Here is a 20,410-nt window from a genome sequence, read left to right on the forward strand (position 1 = left end):
CTACTCATCAATCTATTTTGAGAAAAATTTTATCGAAAAAGAACAAAATCTTCATCAAGTGCCTAAACAATACCCTCTCTTCCGAAAAATGTTATAATTATTCTAAGATTATAAATTATTAAAAAGGGAGAGCTGATTAATCCATGACAATCCAAGACCTTTATTTAAAACTAGAAGAAGCATATGATGAAATGGTTTCAATTAGACGGTACTTGCACCAACATCCAGAGTTATCCTTTCAAGAAGTTCAAACTGCAAAATATATTGGAGATTATTATAGAAAAATAGGTGTAGAGGTAAAAGAAAATGTAGGTGGAAATGGGGTCGTCGCACGTATAAAAGGTGGATTACCAGGTAAAACAGTAGCATTACGTGCGGATTTTGATGCTCTTCCTATCCATGAAGAAACCAATGTTCCTTATCAATCGAAGGTACCAGGTGTAATGCATGCCTGTGGACATGATGGACATACGGCTACCTTACTTGTTCTCGCAAGAATATTAAATGAAATGAAGGATGAATTACCTGGAGAATATGTAATGATTCATCAACATGCAGAGGAATATGCACCGGGTGGAGCTATTTCTATGATTAAAGATGGTTGTCTAGAAGGAGTCGATGTTATTTTTGGAACTCATCTTTGGTCACCATTAGAATATGGGACGGTTTCATATCGTAAAGGGCCGATCATGGCAGCTGCAGATCGATTTGAAATCACCATACAGGGCTATGGAGGTCATGGTGCCCAACCACATAAAACGAAGGATGCAATTGTTATTGGCTCACAGCTAGTGATGAATCTCCAGCAAATTGTTAGTCGCCGAGTTGATCCTATTCATTCCGCAGTTGTAACAGTCGCCTCTTTCGTAGCCGAAAATGCTTTTAACGTTATTGCAGATTCAGCGAAATTATCTGGTACGGTTCGAACCTTTAATGAAGATGTGAGAGACTTTATTGAAGAGGAGATTGAGCGAATCGTTAAGGGGACCTGCTTAGCTGCAGGTTGTGAGTTTAGCTATGAATATCATCGCGGTTATCCAGCTGTCGTAAATCATGAATCTGAAACAGATTTCCTTGTTACATGTGCTGAGAAGGTCACCGATATTACCGAAGTGGCATTGGCATCACCGGAAATGGGAGGAGAAGATTTTGCTTATTACCTACAACATGTAAAAGGAACTTTCTTTTTCACTGGAGCAAAGCCTGAAAATGTTGAAACACCTTACCCACATCATCATCCAAAATTTAATATTAATGAGAAGTCAATGCTTATTGCGGCAAAAACACTAGGGACAGCAGCAATCGAATATCATACTGTTCCTGCAGTGGAAGGTATTGCGAAAATATAAAAAAAAGGAGATCCTACTTATCACTATCAAGTGGGATCTCCTCTGTTATTTCATTTCGATTAAACGCACGAATCCTATAAGCATTTATTGCTGTTTCGCCTAATTGATCTAGTAAATTATAATTTGCATATGCACCAACAATGGCTCCGATTCCTGGAACTAGCTGAAGCATCTTTACGAAATCGATGTAATCCCGATATTCCTGTTGGAGAACTTGCCAATCAACGTCAACTAATTCACCCTTGACCTCATCCCAATGACTAATCGTTTCTAATACGTTCTTTTTATGCTCTTCACTTGAAAATGCAAGCTGAAATACATATAAGATAAATAAACGTTCTTCATACGCTTTTACATCATAGCCATGAATAGAAGCGACTTCAAACAGAAACTTCATTTTAATGGATAAAAGAAGAGGAAAATCTGCAAGGCCTAATAAAAGTCCACCCGCACCTGTACCAGCACCTTCAACTACAGCCGTTTTTCGGAATTTATTTAAACTGTCCTTGATCAGTGCTTCTTTTTCCTCTAGTGATAAATTATAGGTCTCTTTTGGCTTTGTTAAATATTCAGAACCAAACAATGTAGCTTGCACCATTTTTTTTATACTTTCCGTGATTACTTTATGAGCTTTTTCAGGAATTAAACCATTGATCTTATCTTGTGCTTTTTTAGTTATTCGGTTCATCATTCCAGATTTTTTCATCATTTTCCGTTTCCATATCTCAACTTCACTCTTCATTCGTTGTTCACTATTCATCCAAGATGCTCCTTATTATTTTCTATTGAAGACATTTTACATAGATCCCATTCGGAAACATAGGCTAACGCTAATTACAACGGCTTCAGTGCTCTTTTGGAAAAAATAGAGCTTTACTCATACATACGTAGAAGAAGAAATGAAGTTTCAAAAAATCGTGCCTTTATTTATTTTTTTAATTCTAGAAGGAACAAACCATTTTACAAATCCTAAGGAAAATACGATATTTACGATTAAAACAATTAAGCCATTTTCCCATTTATTACTAATCAGTACAATGACTCCAAATATAACTGATTGTACGAGTAAAATAACATGAAGCAACTTGATGAATGATTTTTCCTTGAATGATCTCTGGACAGGATACAGAAACTGCCAAATTTTTAATTCGTGGAATCGAATCATAGGGATCAGTTGAAATCCTGTTAAATATAGGAAGATTATTGATATCCCTATCACTAAATAAAATTGATCACTAAAATAGAGGAGAACCCCCCCAATTAGAAGCAATCGAATAAATAGACCAAAATATTCACTCGTACGCATAAATGTTCGAATAAAAAGATAAGAATAGGTATTCTTTTGATCATACTGAACAAAATTCAATAATGGATCTAACCATTTTCTTCTTTTCACTTGTCCTCTCAACTTTGGAACATCTGTGAATAAATTTGCAAAGCGATAAAACGCGCTCATCCGCTTCTCTTCTTTATTAATTAAAATATCCCACTTTAATGTTTTTTCTTTAGTAGCTTGATGGTAAATAAAATACAAGCCTAAAAAGATAAGAATATAAAGTCCATAAATCCATGGTGATGAACGTTCGATAATAAAATAAATAAAGCTGCCATTCACTACAAATCGGACAAGCCAATCCATATAAGATATTCTATAATCTTGAATTTTCAAGACATCCCACTGCAAATAAAGATTCCAAAGCTTGACTATGAGAAGAATCAATAGGATTAAAAAGAAGGATTTAAACCCATTTCCAGTTACTTTAGCATACATTGGCATACAAGCTGCCAAAATCATTAATAAAATATATGACTGTAGCATAAAGCTTACATATATGGCTTTGCGGAAATAAAATTTCAATTTCATTTCGATTGGTAATAAATAAACTTTATCTGCTTCTTTTAAAAATGTGTATATCGGGCTCATTGTAAGAAATAGACCCAAAATAATTCCCATCACCCAAGCGACAGGAAAACTTTCATCTAAAGTTTTTACCCAGCCATTGTAATAAAATGCGCCTGCTCCAAGAGCAAAAATTGCAACAAATAGTAGATGATCATTAAAAATATATTTAAGATATTTTCTTAATTCAACTGTATGTAATTGAACACGTTCCTTCCACAAATTCTCAATCTGTTTCATTTGTCTCTTCCTTTGTTAATTGAATATAAATATCATCTAAAGTTGCATTTGGCATATTGAATTCATTCTGTAGTTCTTGTAATGTCCCTTTCGCTCTAACTTGTCCATTGTGCAATATCACAAAGCCATCACAATAGCGTTCAGCCGTTGCAAGAATATGGGTTGAGATTAATATTCCCGCACCACTATCTTTCATTTTGTTCATCAAATCTAATAAAGATTGGATTCCCAGTGGATCCAAGCCGACAAACGGTTCATCAATAATATAAAGCTCAGGCTCCACTAAAAAGGCTGACATAATCATTACCTTTTGCTTCATCCCTTTTGAAAAATGAGCAGGGAACCAACCCAGTTTCTTATCTAAGCGGAATTCTTTTAATAAAGGTTGAATTCGAGAATGATACGTTTCACCACTAATTCCATAGGCCATAGCTGTTAATTTTAAATGTTCATCTAGTGTCAATTCGTCATACAATATTGGTGATTCAGGTATATAGGAAAATTGTTTCCGATATTCATCTGGATCTTTTTGAAGATTACGATCATTGATTTGGATATTTCCTTTTTTAGGTTCCATCAAACCGATAATATGCTTAATTGTTGTACTTTTCCCAGCACCATTTAAACCAATCAATCCGATCATCTGCTTTTCTTCAATCGTAAAGGAAACATCATTTAAAACAGGCTTTTTAGTATAACCTCCTGTAAGATTTTCTACTTTTAATAGCGACATGATTTAGACGTCCTTTCTTTTATATCTCTACAATTATTTTTTTAAAAAAATTAATCTTTATCAGTATACTTTCTTCTATATTGTACATGATATTAAGCGAAGGGGTTAACAAACGCAAATAAAATCGGGGTGGTTATTAAAGGCCGAAACCGTTTTAAAAGCGATAAAGATGGTCAAATGGGTATGGCAACAACGAAATAACATTCACATCAAAAATGAGGTGTTTGTCGAAGATCACTTACTGTTTTAGACGTTAATAATAATGTTAAAACAATAAGGGGATGATCGCGTTGAACAAAGGTCATTTACTCCATTCATTTGAATAGCAACTCACTAATAAATGAGGTGTTTATCAAAGACAGACCAATGGTTTTTTAAAACCCTTTAAGTTCCCCTTCATTTGGGACAGGATTTCATTCGAATATCCTGTCCCTTTTATTTGTAGGATAAACCTTCATTCCAATTCTAGCCATCATACGTTATACTTAAAATAAGATATTTAAATCCTTAGAAAGGTGGAACAAACATGAGTGATTGTATTTTTTGCAAAATTGTCAATGGTGAAATTCCATCAGCAAAGATCTATGAAGATGAACATGTAATGGCTTTTATCGATATTAGTCAAGTCACTAAAGGACATACATTAATTATCCCAAAAATACATAAGGAAAATATTTTTGAATTAACTCCAGAAATTGCTTCTCACCTTTTTGAAGTGGTCCCAAAAATCGCCAATGCATTGAAAAAGGAATTCAATCCTATTGGTATGAATTTGGTAAATAATAATGGTGAACAGGCAGGACAAACTGTTTTCCACTTCCATTTACATCTAATCCCGAGATATGGTAAAGGCGATGGATTTGGTGCTGTATGGAAAAATAATCAAAGTGAATACACTCAAAAAGATTATACTAAGATGGCAATGGCTATTTCAAAAAATATTCAATAAAAAGAAAGAGAAGTCCTGCAAATCTGCAGGATTTTTTATCATTTTCATGCTTATATTCTATGTTACCGAATTACCATCAATAAAAACAAACTTAATAGCATGGAAATGAGTCCTCCGCTTCCCAAAACGATCATTCTTTGTTTTAAAATCCTTTTTGGCGGATAAACGCCTGGACGTTGAAATTTAAGAAAAGCTAGAATCATGCCTATAAAAAAACATCCACTAATAAAAAAGAGGCAAAATAAGATCCCACTCATTCATCACACCTCTTAAGAATAAATTATATTTTTAAAATACTTCCTACCTAAAAACTATGCATAAATATATAGTATAATGTATAGATTATTTTATTTTTTGACCATAAATATAGGAATTAACGTGATTTTTCTAAAAATTTATCATATAATTTATATAAACTTGCAGGATTTTGCAAATTATTGTAGAAAAATAGTATAGAGGTATGCTAAAAATTCTTAATAATCACTTTTTACTATAAATATTCTTAATGAGGTGAGGGTTATGGATAAAAAATCATTATTGTTTGGATTAATTGTCGGGGGAGTAGCTGGTTCGATCACAGCTTTATTATCTGCTCCTTCCTCTGGAAAAGAACTAAGACAACAACTAACAAATTCTAAGGATGAATGGATTGCAACAGTCAAGGACATGACCAAAAATGCCAATGAGTTAAAAAAATCTATTCATGTATTAACCACAGAAGGTAAAGAAATGGCCGTACAGTTAATAACTGATGTGAAATCATCGATTTCTGAATGGCAAAATAATATAGAAACTAATAAAGAAAATATTTATAGTGAGGTTCAATCATTAAGAGATACGATCGAACAATTAGAATCACAGATTAAAAAGGAAAAGTCCTAAAAAACTTTTCCTAATTATTGATATTCTAAAAATTTTGTAAATTTATATCTTTATTAATTTTTACTTTATTGGCATAATGATAATAAGATATATATATAAGTGGGTGAAAAAATGGGAGATAAACCATATTCTGTAATGGAAGCCATGCTTTTTAGTCAAAGAGTTGCACAAATAAGCAAAGCAATTTGGAAAATGATTGAAAAAGATTGGCAACAATGGATAAAACCTTATGATTTAAACATTAATGAACATCATATTCTCTGGATTGCCTATCATTTAAAGGGAGCATCAATTTCAGATGTTGCAAAATTTGGAGTTATGCATGTCTCAACAGCGTTTAATTTTTCGAAAAAATTAGAGGAAAGAGGATTATTAGAATTCTCTAAAAAGGAAAACGATAAACGGAACACATATATACAATTAACTTCAAAAGGCGAATCCCTTTTATTAGATTCAATGGAGGCATTCGATCCTAGCAATAATACTGTGTTAAATGGCGCGTTGCCACTTAGAAACATATACGGAAAATTCCCTGAATTTATTGAATTAATGACAATCATACGTAATATGTATGGTGATCATTTTATGGAAATTTTCGAAAAGTCATTTCATAATATTGAAACAGAATTCTATGAGGAAAATGGAAGTGTGAAAAAGCTTCCTACCGAAGAAAAGGAAAGATTAAGCAATTTTTAACTTTCCAATACTATTTTTGAAGATCCATTTATACAATATTACGGAGAAGAATTTCCATAAGCTCCGGATATAGCTTCTGTTTTATACAAGCCTGTATAACTTCTTTTGGATCTAATTTTGGATTGAGCTCTTCTATAAACTTTTTATAAAGTGGCGCGAAGAAAACAAAATGGTCTTCCTTTTGCTCTTCACTCTCTTTACTAAGCTTTTGACAAAGTTTATGGAAGGCTTCAACTTCTTTTTTTTGAAGTTTTTTTTCAATAATTAATCGGTAAAATTCATAATGATGATCATTAATCATTTCCATTAATAATTTTTGATAAAACTCTATTCGATCAAGTCTTTGTTCGATGGATTCCATATGTTTACCTCATTTACATTTAATTATCTTTAAAAGGAAGCCTACCACTTCTATAATACATTGCATATACATAGTATAATACAATATTGGCTTCTCTATATCATTATCTTTAGATTATAGAAATGAACATTAAATGATCATTGTAAGATTCGAAATTCGTTTTTCAAATCATCTTTGTAGATTTATATTTTACCTATTTTTAACTATAATTCCAAACCTCTCATTCCAATAGAATACGAAAATATCTATCTTTTTATATTAAAATTTGGTATCTTTAAGCATAAGCGAAACTGGAAATACAGGGAGGGATTTTATGATCTCCATATTTATTTTGTTTGGGATTGTAATCGTATACCTTATAAATAATATGACGAATGCACTTTGTATACAAAAAGAGATCCCTGAGGATAGACAACCAAAAGTCTTTACGACTATTAATATTCTCGTTACAATTTTGCTTGTTTCTTCATATGTTGAAATACTTTATACATAAGAAAAAGCATAGCATTTAATTCATATGTCATAAAACAAGCTCTTTACAGTTTTAACTAACCTCATTCATTGAGAAAAAGAGCCTAAAACAAAGATCTTGGGTCTCCTCATGATTATACTAGCCATCTACTTTTTAAACCACGACAAAAAATCAGGTCCCCAAGGAACCTGATTTTTTTTCTACTTATACAAGACCAACTAGTCGGATCTATTAATAGATCCAAGATGCACCAATGATAATTAACAAAATAAACAATACAACGAGTAACGCAAAGCCGCTGCCATATGCTGCACCACCCATAAAGGGTCACCTCCCTATCATTGAAATAGTATATTTTATTCATTTCCATCTTTGATGTTAAGGCATATAACTAAAATTTAAGTTTATGTTAGAACCCTACATTTACATGGTTTTGAAAAATACCCAGCAAGCCTTAACAGATAAAAGCTGCACCTACTATGACTAAAAGAATGAACAATACAACGATTAAGGCGAATCCGCCACCATAAGCAAAGCCCATAATTCCGATACCTCCTTTTCTATTTCTATATATCCTATGTACATATAACTACTTTGACTAAATCAAAAGCCCAAAAATACAGTTATTTTTTCCTTTAATCAGAGAATAAAAAGTTAAAATTTGATGAGAAATCCATAAAAATTCCATAAGCTTCCGTTTTATGTTTCTTTTCTGATAAAAATTATGGTATAGTATGTTTTGTAGGTTTTATTTGGCGGATTTAATTAGATTAGACAGGGAGTTGTTTATTGATGAAAAAATGGGTATTATCCCTTTCATTAGCAGCAGGTGTTATAGGACTAGCTGCATGTGGCAACAGTGGCGATGAAGTAGTAGTAAAAACTAAAGCAGGAAATGTAACGAAAGATGAACTTTACGAAGCAATGAAAGATAAAGTTGGTGATCAAGTACTACAACAACTTGTTTTTGATAAAGTTCTTTCTGATAAATATAAAGTGTCTGATAAAGAAGTAGATAAGCAAGTGAAAGATGCAAAGGATCAGCTTGGTGACCAATTTGAAATGGCACTTCAGCAATACGGTTATGGAAGTGAAGAAGATTTCCGTAATACGATAAAAGTTGGCCTTTTACAAGAGAAAGCAGCTACAAAAGATTTAAAAATAACAGACAAAGATATTAAAGAGTACTATGACAATAATATTAAGCCTGATATTAAAGCCAGCCACATTCTAGTAGCTGATGAAAAAACAGCAAAAGAAGTGAAGGACAAGCTTAATAAAGGTGAAAAATTTGAAGATTTAGCGAAGAAATATGGTACTGATGGAACGAAAGATAATGGTGGAGACCTTGGTTGGTTTAATACCGATAAAATGGATGCAACATTCACAGAGGCTGCCTACAAATTAAAAGTAGGTGAAGTAAGTGAGCCTGTTCAAACTCAATTCGGTTATCATATTATTAAGCTAACTGGTAAGAAGGATAAAGCACCTCTAGACGATAAAATGAAAAAAGAAATTAAAGAAAAAATTAAACAATCTAAGGTAGATCAAACAAAAGTTCAAGAAGTAATGAAAAAAGAAATCAAAAATGCAAAATTAGATATTAAAGATAAAGATCTGAAAAAAGCATTTGATAATGTATTAAACGCTGATACTTCTGATTCTACATCTAAAAAATAATAAAAAAAGAACAAGGTGGAATCACCTTGTTCTTTTTTATCCTGCTTCTTTGACTTGCTTTCTTCTCTCTTTCTCTTCTTCCATCCGTTCTATATATTCTTCCCCTTCTTTTTCAATCCATTCTTGCTCAAGTTGACGATCTTCTCTTGAAGTTTTAATTGCCATAAAAGCACTAACAGCGATTCCAGCGATAACAAAATAAATCCATATTGGCAGTGACATGTGCTAATCCCCTTTCAAAGATTGTCCTTTTCTACAAGGTATGCTTGAAAAAAATAAAAAAGAACCAAAGGAGATGAAATAACTATCGATTGTTTTGTTAAAGGTGTATCTATTTATTCATTATTTATGAAAAGTAGGTTTATAGAAGGAACGATTATCTAAAGCAAAAACACGCTCGCTAAACTCACCTGGTTTTACATGACGAAGGGTTCGATCTAACATATTCATCTTCGCATCTAAATTATCAATATAATGAAGAATTTCAGCCTCTTTAATCATCGGTGGTTTTGCACTTCCCCATTCTGGCTTTCCATGATGACTTAGGACAAGGTGTTGTAATACCATTACTTCCTCACCTTGTATGCCTAGTTCCTCTGCTGCTTTTGCAATTTCATTGACCATAATCGTAATATGTCCCAATAAATTCCCTTCGACCGTATAGGTGGTTGAAATGGGTCCTGAGAGCTCTTTTACTTTACCAAGATCGTGTAAAAGAATTCCCGCGTACAATAAATCTCGATCTAAGGATGGATAAAGGGTTGTAATTGCTTTTGCCAAATCAAGCATAGATACTACATGATAGGCTAATCCAGAAACAAACTCATGATGATTTTTCGTGGCAGCAGGATAAACAAGAAAATCACTATTATACTTTTTTAATAGATGTCTTGTTATTCTTTGTATATTCGGGTTATTCATTTCAAAAATATATTGAGTAATCTTGCTTGTCATCTCATCTTGACTAGCTGGGGCAGATTCGAGAAAATCAGAGATTTGCACCCCATCATGATCCCCGGCTGGTCGAATTTGCCGAATTCTTAACTGTAGTCTTCCACGATAATTTTGAATATCGCCTGCAACCTTTACAATGGTTTCAGATTTATATGTTTGCGCATCTGAATCGGATACATCCCAAAGCTTTGCTTCAATATCCCCTGTTTGATCTTGAAGATTTAAAGATAAAAAAGGTTTTCCATTACTAGCAATCCCTTTTGTGCTATTTTTAATTAATAAATAAAGCTCAATTTGTTCACCCACATCAAAGTTCATGAGTCCTTTTGTCATTTAAATCCCCCAATTTCTCCTTACTGCATCAAATCATCTCATCTAATAAATGCAGAATTGAATTTTTATATGCTACCAAGCTTCATTCCATTGGAAGTCTTTCATTGTTTTTATTTTACCATGGAATATGTCTCTTTCTCATTTAATACGAAAATTTGATTCTCAGAAAATAAATCCAATATATGTTCATGGCAAGTAAAAAAGAGAACTTGAGTTGACTTACTCATTTCTAATAGAATTTGAATGATTCTTTTCGTACGATCCCTATCGAAATTAACAAATCCATCATCAATAATCATCGGAAATGGATATTCATCTTGTAAAACCTGAACTAACGCTAATCGTAAGGATATATATACTTGCTCAGTAGTGGCTTGGCTAAGCTCCTCAGGATCAAACATGATATGGTCGGCTCTCTCAATCTTTAATTGACCTGATTCTTTGAAGTGGAAATGAATATATTGTCCATCTGTTAATTGATTGATATAGTATTCAGCCGTTTCTAATACCTTCGGAAACCGTTCATTTTTCATCCGCTCCATCGTTTTAGCAATCATTTGTTTAGCTAATGTAAGCTTTGCCCATTGTTTCGCCTTCATATTAAACATTGATTTCAGATGATAAAATTCATGTAATTTCTCGGTGTAGACTCCTCCATCTTCTAGGAGATTAATTTCATAATTGACTTCTGCCAGTCGCTTACGTAATACTTCTAACCGATTTATAATTGTGTCCACCTGATCCTGATAATGAAGTAATTCATTTTCAATCACATCAAAGGATTCGAGTGAAGAGGTAGCCTTTAAGCTTTCTTCATTTATTTGCTTATTAAGCATATGAAGGCTGTTTTTTAATGCCAAATACTCTTCGTGTTCCTTACCTTTCTTTCTAAATTCTTCCTGATGCTTAGCTCCTGCATCAGTCAAAAGTTGATTTAGTGCATCCTTTAAAGAGGTTGATCCATTTAGCCATTTTATATATTCATGTTCTATTTCATCCATTTTATTTTTCATTTCACGATGCAACAAACGATGGTCTTGTTCGCTTTTCAATAAACTTTTTATATGAATAATTTTTTCATCATTTGCTATATTCTCTAATCCAAGCACTTGCACTAAGTCATTTAACTCACTTTCCCATTTAGAAACTTTTTGAATCAGCAAATTAAGCTGAGCTTCATTATTTGCTTGATTATGAATCATCTTTGCAAGTTCGGAAAGGATATCAAAAGCATCTGGCAATTGCTCTGAGGAAAATCGATCATGTAACCGAAGCTGGTGTCTAATTCCATTTAATTGATGCTCATTATCTTTCCACTTTTTATTCCATTCAGACAAAGCTTCCATTTTTTCTGTATATCTAAATTGTTGATTTTCTATTTGAAGAATAAGTTCTTTCCACTGACTTCGAAGGTTTTGTTGTTCTTCATATTTAGGCCTTCTATCTGCTAATTGGTTCATTTCATCCAATATCTTATCTGCTTTTTTTAACAGCTGTCCTTCGCTGCTATCATGGTTGTGTTTTTTCCTAGTTTTATTTGTCCAAGCAGTATAACTTAAGACGATTAGCCCTATTAGCGCTCCTGCCATCGATAAGTAATGCATGGTCGTAAGACTCCAAAGAAAAAAACCACTAAATAAAAGATAAAATAGCATCATTGCCAAGTTGCTTTCTTTTTTTCCTTGATCTTTTGAGAATCTGATTAACTTTAATTGATCCTGAATTTGTTGATATTCATTCTGTAACTGATTATATGTTTGTTGTTGATCGGATAATCGTCTAAACTCTTCTTCACTTAAAAGCTCGGATTCAATCCGATCACATTGCATTTCCAATTCCGTTTGTTTATTTTTTTCTATTTCTAGATGCTGTTCAAGTTCATCCTTTTTGGATTTTAAATAATAATTATCTTTTACTGTTGTTCTAATTTTATCTTTCATGTCGATACTGAGATCGACGGAAGGAAGTTGTTTCAAATCTTCTTCTTGGTAATACACATTCCTACTTAAAAGGGAGATTTGTTCATTCCATTTCCTTCGCTCTTCTTTTCGTTTGATCAATTCCTCTTGCCATTGAAGTACTTGTGGCCATTTTTCCAAAATCAATTGAATTCTCGACTCATTTTGGACAATTAATTGATTTGGAGCTAATAACTGAAGCTCCTTTTCATATTCAGCTTTTTTAACTTTAAGTGCTTGTAATTGGCTATTGGTGATACGGAGTTGCTCATCCAATGTATCCATCCGATGAATCCCGTCAACGGGAAATTGTTTTTGCTGTATTTCTTCAATTCTTTTTAATAATTGCTTTCTTTCTTGGATGAATGGCCAATCCTGTTTTAATCGTTCTAGCTTTCGAAGCTGTTTTTCGAATTTCTTTACTTCACCCTGCATATGCTCTATTTCCTCTAGCAATGTATGAAGTTCTTTTTGCAAATTTTCATATGTTTCATTATGCTGCATGCTTTTTTTCAGATCTTTCTCTTGATGTTTTATTGTTTGCAGCATCATATTGAGTTCTGGTTTTCTCCCACTTGGTTTAAATAATTGATCTAGTTCTTTTTGCAACTGCTGTTCCGTCTTGACAATAATATCCGTTCCAATGGTCCCCGCCGCGAGGAGATAATGACCAATATCTTCTCCTTTTAATTGGTTAACTCCTTGAAGACCATGAATATTAAAGGAAAAAATCCCCTTAAACATCGATTTATCCATATTCTTTAGGAGTTGCTTAAGAAACTCTTCCCCTTTTGTTGTTCCATCAGATAATGTTACGACTACATTACCAGTTGCTTTTCCTCCAACCCTTTCAACCAATATCTCGCCGTACTCCTCTGTTTCCAATAGTAGATTTCCACCATATTTTGAACCTCGTTTCGGTTCATAGCGTAGCTCTGACTGCTGCTTTGTAGGGAATCCAAATAAAATAGCATGAATAAAGGCCATTAAAGTTGACTTTCCTGCTTCATTTTCACCATATAAAACTTGAAGAGAACTTGAAAGAGACAACCGAAAATCAGTTAATTTTCCAAAACCATATATATGTATTTGCTTAATGTTCACGCGAATTTCCTCCTCTATGAATTGGAATGGACCAATTCAAAAACCAATTGTTCGGCTTCTTGCAATAGATTTTTCTTTTCATGTTCTGTCATCTTTTCTAAATAGCGACTGCTATATGGATTTCCATACAAGTCTTCTAAAGCCTTTTCAAATGATTCTTCTTGAGTTAATTCTGCAAGAGTTTGTTCCAGTTCCTTTTTAAAAGTTGGTTCAATTACTAGTTGATCTTTTACATGACAATTTACACTAATTGTCCAGACAAAGGATTCCTCATACTCCTCTCCATCTTGAAGAGCTTCCAATAATTCACCATTCTTTATTTTTTCAATTGCTTCTTTCTCAAGCATTTCAATATTTTTTATGGTCATTTCGAGAAGTACACCCTGTGATGAAGAACGTTGATGATTCATTTCTTTTCTGCATAAAAGATATAAATCAGAGAACGTTCGAATCTTTGAAGCATCAATACTTATGTCACTCCAAAGAATATCTGCTGTTTCTATATGACTTAAAGTGGTTTCATGGGATGATAGATTTACTACTATACAACCTTTCGATCCTTTCTCCTTCCGATTCCGCCCTTGAATATTACCTGGGTACACAATATAAGGATGATGATCTTGGTGGAGAAATTGCTGCTTATGAATATGCCCTAATGCCCAATAATCCATTTTCTTCTCAAGTAACTCACCAATTGTAAAAGGTGCATAGGGTTGATGATCTGAGCTCCCACCGTCAACATTTCCGTGAAGCATTCCGATATGAAAATCGGCAGGTTCAATTTTTTTATATTCATTGATTCTTTTCTCTGTTACATGTCTTTCCGGATAACTGAATCCATATAGATGGACTCTTTGCCCTTTTTTAGTAATAAACGATTTCATCTCCACACTAGATGAAAAAACATGAACATTACTTGGCATGTCAATCGTTGTCCAATTTCCACCTAGATGATCATGATTACCATGAAGGATAAATACTTCTATTCCCGCCTGCTCGAGCCTTATCATTTGCTTTCTAAGTCTTGCTTGAGCTTTTATACTTCGATCCTCTCCATCATAGAGGTCACCTGCTATTAAAACGAAATCCACCTTCAAAGATATTGCATTATCGACAATTTTAATGAAAGATGCAAACGTACTTTCCTGAATTCGATTAAGAATCGTTTTGGGTAAGTATTGTAATCCGATGAATGGACTATCTAAATGGAGATCTGCTGTATGGATAAATTGAAGTTGGCTCATTTCACCATCCTCCTAAACGAATATATGTTCTTAGGATAATTATAAACGATTTTATAAGATTTTAAAGGGGATTGCTGTAAAAACAAACGTAAAAATGGGCTATCCAACAAGAAAGGAGGATAGCCCATTCAAATTCTTTATTTATTTTTTGATAACTGAAGTGCTTTTTTTATATTTTTTAATGAATTAGACTTTCCGTACATAAGAACCCCACCGCGATAGATTCGAGCTCCAATAGATGCCATAATAATTATCGATACGATCAGAACAGCAACCCCGGATAAGCCAACCCACATTGGTAAGTCTAACATCCCTACACGTAAAAACATAAGCATTGGTGTAAAGAAAGGGATATAGGAAGTAACTGTAACAAATCCCGCTGATGGATTGTTTAATCCAGACATAGCAATAAAGAAACCAATCATAATTAAAAAGGTCATTGGCAACATCATTTGCTGTGCGTCTTCAATGCGACTAACAAGAGATCCTAAAAATGCTGCTAATGTTGCATATAATAAATATCCTAATAGGAAAAATACAATTGCGTAGATGATTGTTGAAACTTTAATATCAGAAAAACCAAAAACCTCGAAGAAACCGCCTTTTAACTCACTTAAGTTCTGTTTAATTGTAAAGTATGCGACTAAAAGCAAGACAGCCATTTGGGTAATTCCAAGCAGGGCAGCCCCAATAATCTTGGCAAACATTTGTTGTGTAGGAGATGCACTCGAAATAAGAATTTCCATTACACGAGATGCTTTTTCCGTTGCTACTTCCATCCCAACACTGCTTGCATAAAAAATGACTGAAAAATAGATCACGAAAAGAAGAATATAAACGAGTCCACGAGCTTGGGCAAGTTCTTCAGAAGATTTTGCATTATTTTCGAGACTGACTTCTTTAAACACAATCGGGCTATTTAGAAGTGCAAGCTTATCAGCTGTTAAATCTAATTGGGATGCAGCCATATCTGATTTCACCGCTTGCAAGGCCTGTGATAATTGGCTAGATAATTCAGTATTTGTTAGTGTAGGGGCTTTATACGTTGCCTCTGGCAAATTAGATTGATCCATTGATATCGTGATTAATCCATCATAATCACCAGCATTCACAGCTTTTTGTAACTCTGCCTCACTTTTGCTTTCTTTAATAAGCTCGATATCTTTATTTGTTACTTGTAATTGTTTTTGAAAAGATTGAAATACTGAATCTGTTTGATCGAGAACGACAATTTTTTCTTTTGAATCACCACCAGAAAATAAATCAATGATTCTGTTCATATTTCCTAAAATTAACACACCAATAAGCATAATAATTGATGTAATAATAAATGATTTAGATTTTAATTTTGAAACATAGGAATGACCTAACATGACACCAAACTTATTCATAGGAAGCACCTACCTTTTCAATGAAAATATCATTTAACGATGGTTCCTCTAATTCAAATTTCCTCACAAAGCCTTTTCCATTAATTTGATTCAAGATTGTTTGTGCCGTATCTTCACTTGATATTTGTAAATGCATTCCCTGTGCAGTTTTTTTCGTTTTTAAAACACCAGGAATATCTTGTAAAAACATAAGATCAAAATCAGCATGAATCGTGACATTTTTCTTTCCAAATGATTTCTTTATTTCACGTAAACTTCCGTGAACAACTGGCTTTCCATGATGCATAATACAAAGATTTTCACATAGCTCTTCAACATGCTCCATCCGATGGCTGGAAAAAACGATGGTTGCCCCATTATCCCTCAAATCGGTAACAGCAGACTTTAATGTTTCCACATTTACAGGATCCAACCCACTGAATGGCTCATCCAGTATAAGTAATTGAGGTTTATGGAGAACTGAGGCAATAAATTGGATTTTTTGTTGATTTCCTTTAGATAATTCCTCTACTCTTTTATCTATGTATTCTGGAACATTAAACCGAGCTAACCAATAGTTTAATTCTTTCAGAGCTTCATTTTTGTCCATTCCTCTTAGGCGGGCAAGATAAATTAATTGGTCTCTTACCTTTAGTTTTGGATATAGTCCTCTTTCTTCAGGCAAATAACCAATAAAGGGGCTAGTGGAATAATCAATTTTTTTACCGTTCCACGTAATATCTCCTTCTGTTGCGTCCATAATCCCCAAAATCATTCGAAAGGTTGTTGTTTTTCCTGCACCATTCGCACCTAAAAAACCAAACATTTCCTTTTCCGGAATAACGAGAGAAAGATGATCAACTGCAACAAATTGTCCAAATTTCTTTGTTACTTGATCTAAATTTAATGTCAACTTAGTTTTCCTCCTTTTTCTAACCACTTATCTTTTATACGTAAAAAGTCTTAAAAGGTTCCATTAAATTCTACTCCATTTACTTTTCTAGTTATTTATCCAAACATTTTCTAGTCTATCTATAAAAAATATATGTTAATATAATAATAGATTAATATGGTAGATGGATGAAAAGAGACTTTATATAAACCAGGAGATGGGGAAAAGAATGGAAAATATATTTCCAATTGGACTAGCGCTTTCAACTAGTTCTTTACTAGTGTTACTCAAAATTATAGCAATAGATATTGTATTATCCGGGGATAATGCCGTAGTTATTGCCATGGCTACGCGAAATCTACCAAAGGAACAACAAAATAAAGCGATTGTATGGGGTACTGGTGGAGCAGTAATATTACGGATTATATTTGCGATCGTTATTGTACAGCTATTAAAAATCCCATTCGTAGAAATTATTGGAGGACTTCTTCTTATCTGGATCGCCTTCAAGGTTCTTGTAGGGGATGAAGAAGATGTTCATGTAAAATCACAAAGCGGAGTATTAAAAGCAATTGGAACCATTATCTTGGCTGATGCAGTCATGAGTTTAGATAATGTCGTTGCACTAGCTGGTGCAGCTGATAATCATATTGGATTAATAGCTATCGGGGTCATGATTAGTATCCCTGTCATGATTTTCGGATCGAAAATGATTGTAAAAGCAATGAATAAATATGCTTGGATCGCTTATATAGGTTCAGGTATTCTTGCTTGGACAGCAGGAGAAATGTTAATGAAGGAAGAAAAACTCCTTCACCTTTTAAATATTTCTCATGGACCAATCACATATATTATAGCAGGAATCATTACAATTCTCGTTTTAGTCGCTGGATATACTGCTAATCGAAAAATAGCTGCAAAAAGGGATATCCAACACGTACATTAACTTTATAAGAACCACTGAATTCTTTATTAGGTGAAAAAGCCAGCATTAGGGCTTTTATATAAGCAAGCAAAACAACCAATAAATTGGATGGGGGAATTAAATCATGGCTATTTACAAATTAACTGCTTTTGAAGCAAATGGGGAAAAGATTTTAGATGAAAGCATTGAAGCAGCCAATGAACATGAAGCAAAGGTAAAAGGTGAACAGCTTCTAAGTGAAAATAATGCGTTAGAGAAAACACATCGCTGTACATCACCAAATGGAAAACTCATATTATTTCATCGTTAATAAACCCAAGAGGTTGTTACAAAGACAACCTCTTTGGTTTTTCTCTGGGCTCTTTTCTCAAATATTGTAAAGTTTTAATTTATCTATCCGGATGAAGATGGCTCCCCATTCCTTTTACTAAGAAAAGAGGCTTAATTTAACATCATTCACCGATGAATTTCGGATTTCGTTTTTCTATAAATGCTTGTATTCCTTCAAAATGGTCCTTCGTATGCCTCATTTTCCATTGCGCATGTTTTTCTAATTCCAACGTTTTTATAAGTTCCTGCATTTGTAGCTCGTTATAGATTTTTTTAGTTTGAAGCATCGCTTCAAGAGGCTTGGTTTTCCATTGACGAAGTTTGTCTTCAATAGCCATATTTACATCGTTTGCTATTTCATCTATGATTTCAGCCTTCAATGCCTCCTCTGCTGTCAATACCTTTCCCTGCCAAATAAACTTCTTTGCCTTCTGTTCTCCCATCCTACGTTTAAGCAGAAAATGTCCCCCACCATCGGGAACTAATCCAATTCCAATAAAATTCATAGCAAGCTTACTCGTTGAATCTGAAATAATATAGTCTGTTGCTAATGCAATACTCAAACCTAGCCCTGCCGCAGCTCCCTCAATCCCGGCAATCGTTAGTTTTGGCATAGTGTACAAAGTCGTAATGAGTTGATTAATATCATCCATTACTAAGAAAAATTCTTCCTCGCCCTGGAGCTGGAACATTTCTTTTATATCTCCCCCAGATGAAAATGCCTTTCCCTTCCCCTGCAACACAACAATTTTGATGGCTTCATTTAATGTCATTTCATTAAGGCAATCCACTAGTTCTTTAATCATAACCGTATTTAATGCGTTTAATGTGGTCGGCCGATTAAATTGGATAGAGGCCGTATTTCCTTGAATACTTGCATCAATAGTTTGGTAAGTTAATGATCCCATTTTTACCCCTCCGTGAATTAAAGTTATTCCTATCTTTAAGAATAACTGAATGATGATTCATTCACAACTAAAATAAAAGGCACTTTTCTCAATTTTAACTAATTAAAGTTTCACCTGATAAGTATTGGCTGCAGACGCTACACCTTTTATTTCATTTGGAAAAGAGTGCAGACTCCATAAGAATCGCTGAATCCTTTATTAGGAGTTTACTTTTACAAAAGCAATAAACTAGTAAAAGACTTAGTTTTTTTAGACATCCACACATAACAAAATACCATTAGCTTTGAACTAACGGTATTTTGCTTGATCAATAATTATGAAATTTATTCTGCTTCACCCACAACAGTAAATCGTTCATTTATATGTTGAGGATTTTCTATCTCATCCACTACAGCAATTGCATAGTCAGCATAGCTGATATAACTTTCACCTTTCGAATTAACAAGAAGATGATCTTTTCCAGCTTGATAAAAACCGGTTCTTTTTCCTTCTGAATCAAACATTGCTGAAGGACTAATAAAAGTCCACGTAATATTCGATGATTCCTGCAAATCTTGTAAGTTTCGTCCTTGCCCCTTCGCTGTTGGTATAAAGATATCAGGAAAATCAGGTGTGTCCATTACTCTAATGGTTTCGTTCTCATCCACAAATAAACTTCCTGCTCCACCGACAATGATTGCTCTAGTGCTTATTCCTTTTAGTGCTTCCATTAGCACACGTCCAGCATTCACGTGTGCTTGCTCTTCTCCAATGGGGGCACCGAAAGCATTAACCACCACATCAAATGATTTAATATCATCTGATGTAAGATCAAATATACTTTTTTCAATAACTGCATCAACCTTTTCTTTTAATTTAGATGCATCTCTTACTATCGCTGTTACTTGATGACCACGATTTACAGCCTCTTTTAATATTAGATTTCCAGCTTTTCCATTTGCACCAATAATTCCTATTTTCATTGTAAGTTCCTCCAATTTTTAATTGTAACCACATTGATTACATGTAACCATTTTAGTTACAATATGCACATTTGTCAACTTTAAAAAGGGGTTTATATTTGCATTTCAACATCTTAATACACTTGTAACTGAGCTCATTACAGGTATAATATGTGTAGATAGAGCTTT

23 protein-coding genes are annotated in these 20,410 nt (G+C 33.6%); 8 read left to right on the top strand and 15 right to left on the bottom strand.

Going from position 1 to position 20,410, the window contains the following annotated elements; all coding sequences use genetic code 11:
* Positions 1 to 143: 143 nt before the first annotated feature.
* Positions 144 to 1,349, top strand: a complete 1,206-nt coding sequence (locus I5818_RS17745; RefSeq protein WP_209391794.1) for a M20 family metallopeptidase — start codon at positions 144 to 146, stop codon at positions 1,347 to 1,349.
* A gap of 13 nt (positions 1,350 to 1,362) precedes the next feature.
* Here I5818_RS17745 and I5818_RS17750 read toward each other — a convergent pair whose 3' ends face one another.
* From I5818_RS17750 to I5818_RS17760, 3 genes are all read right to left on the bottom strand, one after another.
* Entirely contained in the window at positions 1,363 to 2,109 is a 747-nt protein-coding gene (locus I5818_RS17750; protein WP_078111463.1) for an EcsC family protein, read from the bottom strand.
* Positions 2,110 to 2,256: 147 nt separating this feature from the next.
* The gene (locus I5818_RS17755) at positions 2,257 to 3,489 is read right to left on the bottom strand and encodes an ABC transporter permease (protein WP_209391795.1); all 1,233 of its coding nucleotides are present in this window, start codon (positions 3,487 to 3,489) and stop codon (positions 2,257 to 2,259) included.
* A complete protein-coding gene (locus I5818_RS17760; RefSeq protein WP_078111147.1) occupies positions 3,476 to 4,222 on the bottom strand; it encodes an ABC transporter ATP-binding protein in 747 nt (248 codons plus the stop codon). The genes I5818_RS17755 and I5818_RS17760 overlap by 14 nt, the downstream gene beginning before the upstream one ends.
* A 526-nt stretch (positions 4,223 to 4,748) precedes the next feature.
* Here I5818_RS17760 and I5818_RS17765 point away from each other — a divergent pair.
* A complete protein-coding gene (locus tag I5818_RS17765; protein ID WP_078111148.1) occupies positions 4,749 to 5,171 on the top strand; it encodes an HIT family protein in 423 nt (140 codons plus the stop codon).
* A 62-nt stretch (positions 5,172 to 5,233) separates the two neighbouring features.
* Here the strand turns inward: I5818_RS17765 and yhzF are convergent, their stop codons facing one another.
* A complete protein-coding gene (yhzF, locus tag I5818_RS26500) occupies positions 5,234 to 5,428 on the bottom strand; it encodes a membrane protein YhzF (protein ID WP_078111149.1) in 195 nt (64 codons plus the stop codon).
* 262 nt (positions 5,429 to 5,690) lie between these two features.
* Between yhzF and I5818_RS17770 the strand changes: the two genes are divergently transcribed.
* Positions 5,691 to 6,053 carry a YtxH domain-containing protein gene (locus I5818_RS17770; RefSeq protein ID WP_058004742.1) on the top strand — a complete coding sequence of 121 codons (363 nt, stop codon included), beginning with the start codon at positions 5,691 to 5,693 and terminating at the stop codon, positions 6,051 to 6,053.
* 111 nt (positions 6,054 to 6,164) lie between these two features.
* Positions 6,165 to 6,749 carry an HTH-type transcriptional regulator Hpr gene (locus I5818_RS17775; RefSeq protein ID WP_058004741.1) on the top strand — a complete coding sequence of 195 codons (585 nt, stop codon included), beginning with the start codon at positions 6,165 to 6,167 and terminating at the stop codon, positions 6,747 to 6,749.
* Between the two features lie 28 nt (positions 6,750 to 6,777).
* Here the strand turns inward: I5818_RS17775 and I5818_RS17780 are convergent, their stop codons facing one another.
* Positions 6,778 to 7,110, bottom strand: a complete 333-nt coding sequence (locus I5818_RS17780; RefSeq protein WP_058004740.1) for a DUF1878 family protein — start codon at positions 7,108 to 7,110, stop codon at positions 6,778 to 6,780.
* A 313-nt stretch (positions 7,111 to 7,423) separates the two neighbouring features.
* On the opposite strand from I5818_RS17780, the gene I5818_RS17785 reads away from it, so the two are divergent.
* Complete coding sequence (locus I5818_RS17785) at positions 7,424 to 7,603, top strand: hypothetical protein (RefSeq protein ID WP_058004739.1); 180 nt, start codon at positions 7,424 to 7,426, stop codon at positions 7,601 to 7,603.
* A 210-nt stretch (positions 7,604 to 7,813) separates the two neighbouring features.
* Here the strand turns inward: I5818_RS17785 and I5818_RS17790 are convergent, their stop codons facing one another.
* Both I5818_RS17790 and I5818_RS17795 read right to left on the bottom strand, forming a co-directional pair.
* The gene (locus tag I5818_RS17790; RefSeq protein ID WP_078110109.1) at positions 7,814 to 7,903 is read right to left on the bottom strand and encodes a YjcZ family sporulation protein; all 90 of its coding nucleotides are present in this window, start codon (positions 7,901 to 7,903) and stop codon (positions 7,814 to 7,816) included.
* A gap of 133 nt (positions 7,904 to 8,036) precedes the next feature.
* On the bottom strand, positions 8,037 to 8,123 hold the full coding sequence (locus I5818_RS17795; protein WP_058004738.1) for a YjcZ family sporulation protein: 87 nt from the start codon (positions 8,121 to 8,123) through the stop codon (positions 8,037 to 8,039).
* Positions 8,124 to 8,374: 251 nt separating this feature from the next.
* Here I5818_RS17795 and I5818_RS17800 point away from each other — a divergent pair, with 251 nt between their 5' ends.
* Entirely contained in the window at positions 8,375 to 9,262 is an 888-nt protein-coding gene (locus I5818_RS17800; protein WP_058004737.1) for a peptidylprolyl isomerase, read from the top strand.
* A 36-nt stretch (positions 9,263 to 9,298) separates the two neighbouring features.
* On the opposite strand, the gene I5818_RS17805 is transcribed toward I5818_RS17800, so the two are convergent.
* The 6 genes from I5818_RS17805 to I5818_RS17830 all read right to left on the bottom strand — a co-directional run bounded on the left by I5818_RS17805 (position 9,299) and on the right by I5818_RS17830 (position 17,138).
* Complete coding sequence (locus I5818_RS17805) at positions 9,299 to 9,484, bottom strand: sporulation YhaL family protein (protein WP_058004736.1); 186 nt, start codon at positions 9,482 to 9,484, stop codon at positions 9,299 to 9,301.
* A gap of 120 nt (positions 9,485 to 9,604) precedes the next feature.
* On the bottom strand, positions 9,605 to 10,549 hold the full coding sequence (gene yhaM, locus I5818_RS17810; RefSeq protein ID WP_071976813.1) for a 3'-5' exoribonuclease YhaM: 945 nt from the start codon (positions 10,547 to 10,549) through the stop codon (positions 9,605 to 9,607).
* A gap of 110 nt (positions 10,550 to 10,659) precedes the next feature.
* Complete coding sequence (locus I5818_RS17815; protein WP_071976812.1) at positions 10,660 to 13,611, bottom strand: ATP-binding protein; 2,952 nt, start codon at positions 13,609 to 13,611, stop codon at positions 10,660 to 10,662.
* Positions 13,612 to 13,625: 14 nt separating this feature from the next.
* Complete coding sequence (locus tag I5818_RS17820; protein WP_071976811.1) at positions 13,626 to 14,855, bottom strand: metallophosphoesterase family protein; 1,230 nt, start codon at positions 14,853 to 14,855, stop codon at positions 13,626 to 13,628.
* A 137-nt stretch (positions 14,856 to 14,992) separates the two neighbouring features.
* Positions 14,993 to 16,246 carry an ABC transporter permease gene (locus I5818_RS17825; RefSeq protein WP_071976810.1) on the bottom strand — a complete coding sequence of 418 codons (1,254 nt, stop codon included), beginning with the start codon at positions 16,244 to 16,246 and terminating at the stop codon, positions 14,993 to 14,995.
* Positions 16,239 to 17,138 (bottom strand): ABC transporter ATP-binding protein, encoded by a 900-nt coding sequence (locus tag I5818_RS17830; protein WP_058004731.1) that lies wholly within the window; start codon positions 17,136 to 17,138, stop codon positions 16,239 to 16,241. The genes I5818_RS17825 and I5818_RS17830 overlap by 8 nt, the downstream gene beginning before the upstream one ends.
* 208 nt (positions 17,139 to 17,346) lie before the next feature.
* On the opposite strand from I5818_RS17830, the gene I5818_RS17835 reads away from it, so the two are divergent.
* Positions 17,347 to 18,063 carry a TerC family protein gene (locus I5818_RS17835; RefSeq protein WP_058004730.1) on the top strand — a complete coding sequence of 239 codons (717 nt, stop codon included), beginning with the start codon at positions 17,347 to 17,349 and terminating at the stop codon, positions 18,061 to 18,063.
* A 103-nt stretch (positions 18,064 to 18,166) separates the two neighbouring features.
* Positions 18,167 to 18,352: a YhzD family protein gene (locus I5818_RS17840; protein WP_058004729.1), complete on the top strand. Its 186-nt coding sequence runs from the start codon at positions 18,167 to 18,169 to the stop codon at positions 18,350 to 18,352.
* Positions 18,353 to 18,494: 142 nt separating this feature from the next.
* Here I5818_RS17840 and I5818_RS17845 read toward each other — a convergent pair whose 3' ends face one another.
* Positions 18,495 to 19,280: an enoyl-CoA hydratase gene (locus I5818_RS17845; protein WP_071976808.1), complete on the bottom strand. Its 786-nt coding sequence runs from the start codon at positions 19,278 to 19,280 to the stop codon at positions 18,495 to 18,497.
* A 323-nt stretch (positions 19,281 to 19,603) separates the two neighbouring features.
* The gene (locus tag I5818_RS17850) at positions 19,604 to 20,242 is read right to left on the bottom strand and encodes an NAD(P)-dependent oxidoreductase (protein WP_071976807.1); all 639 of its coding nucleotides are present in this window, start codon (positions 20,240 to 20,242) and stop codon (positions 19,604 to 19,606) included.
* Positions 20,243 to 20,410: the final 168 nt, after the last annotated feature.

The sequence above is a fragment of the Heyndrickxia oleronia genome (assembly GCF_017809215.1).
Classification (GTDB): Bacteria; Bacillota; Bacilli; order Bacillales; family Bacillaceae_C; genus Heyndrickxia; species Heyndrickxia oleronia.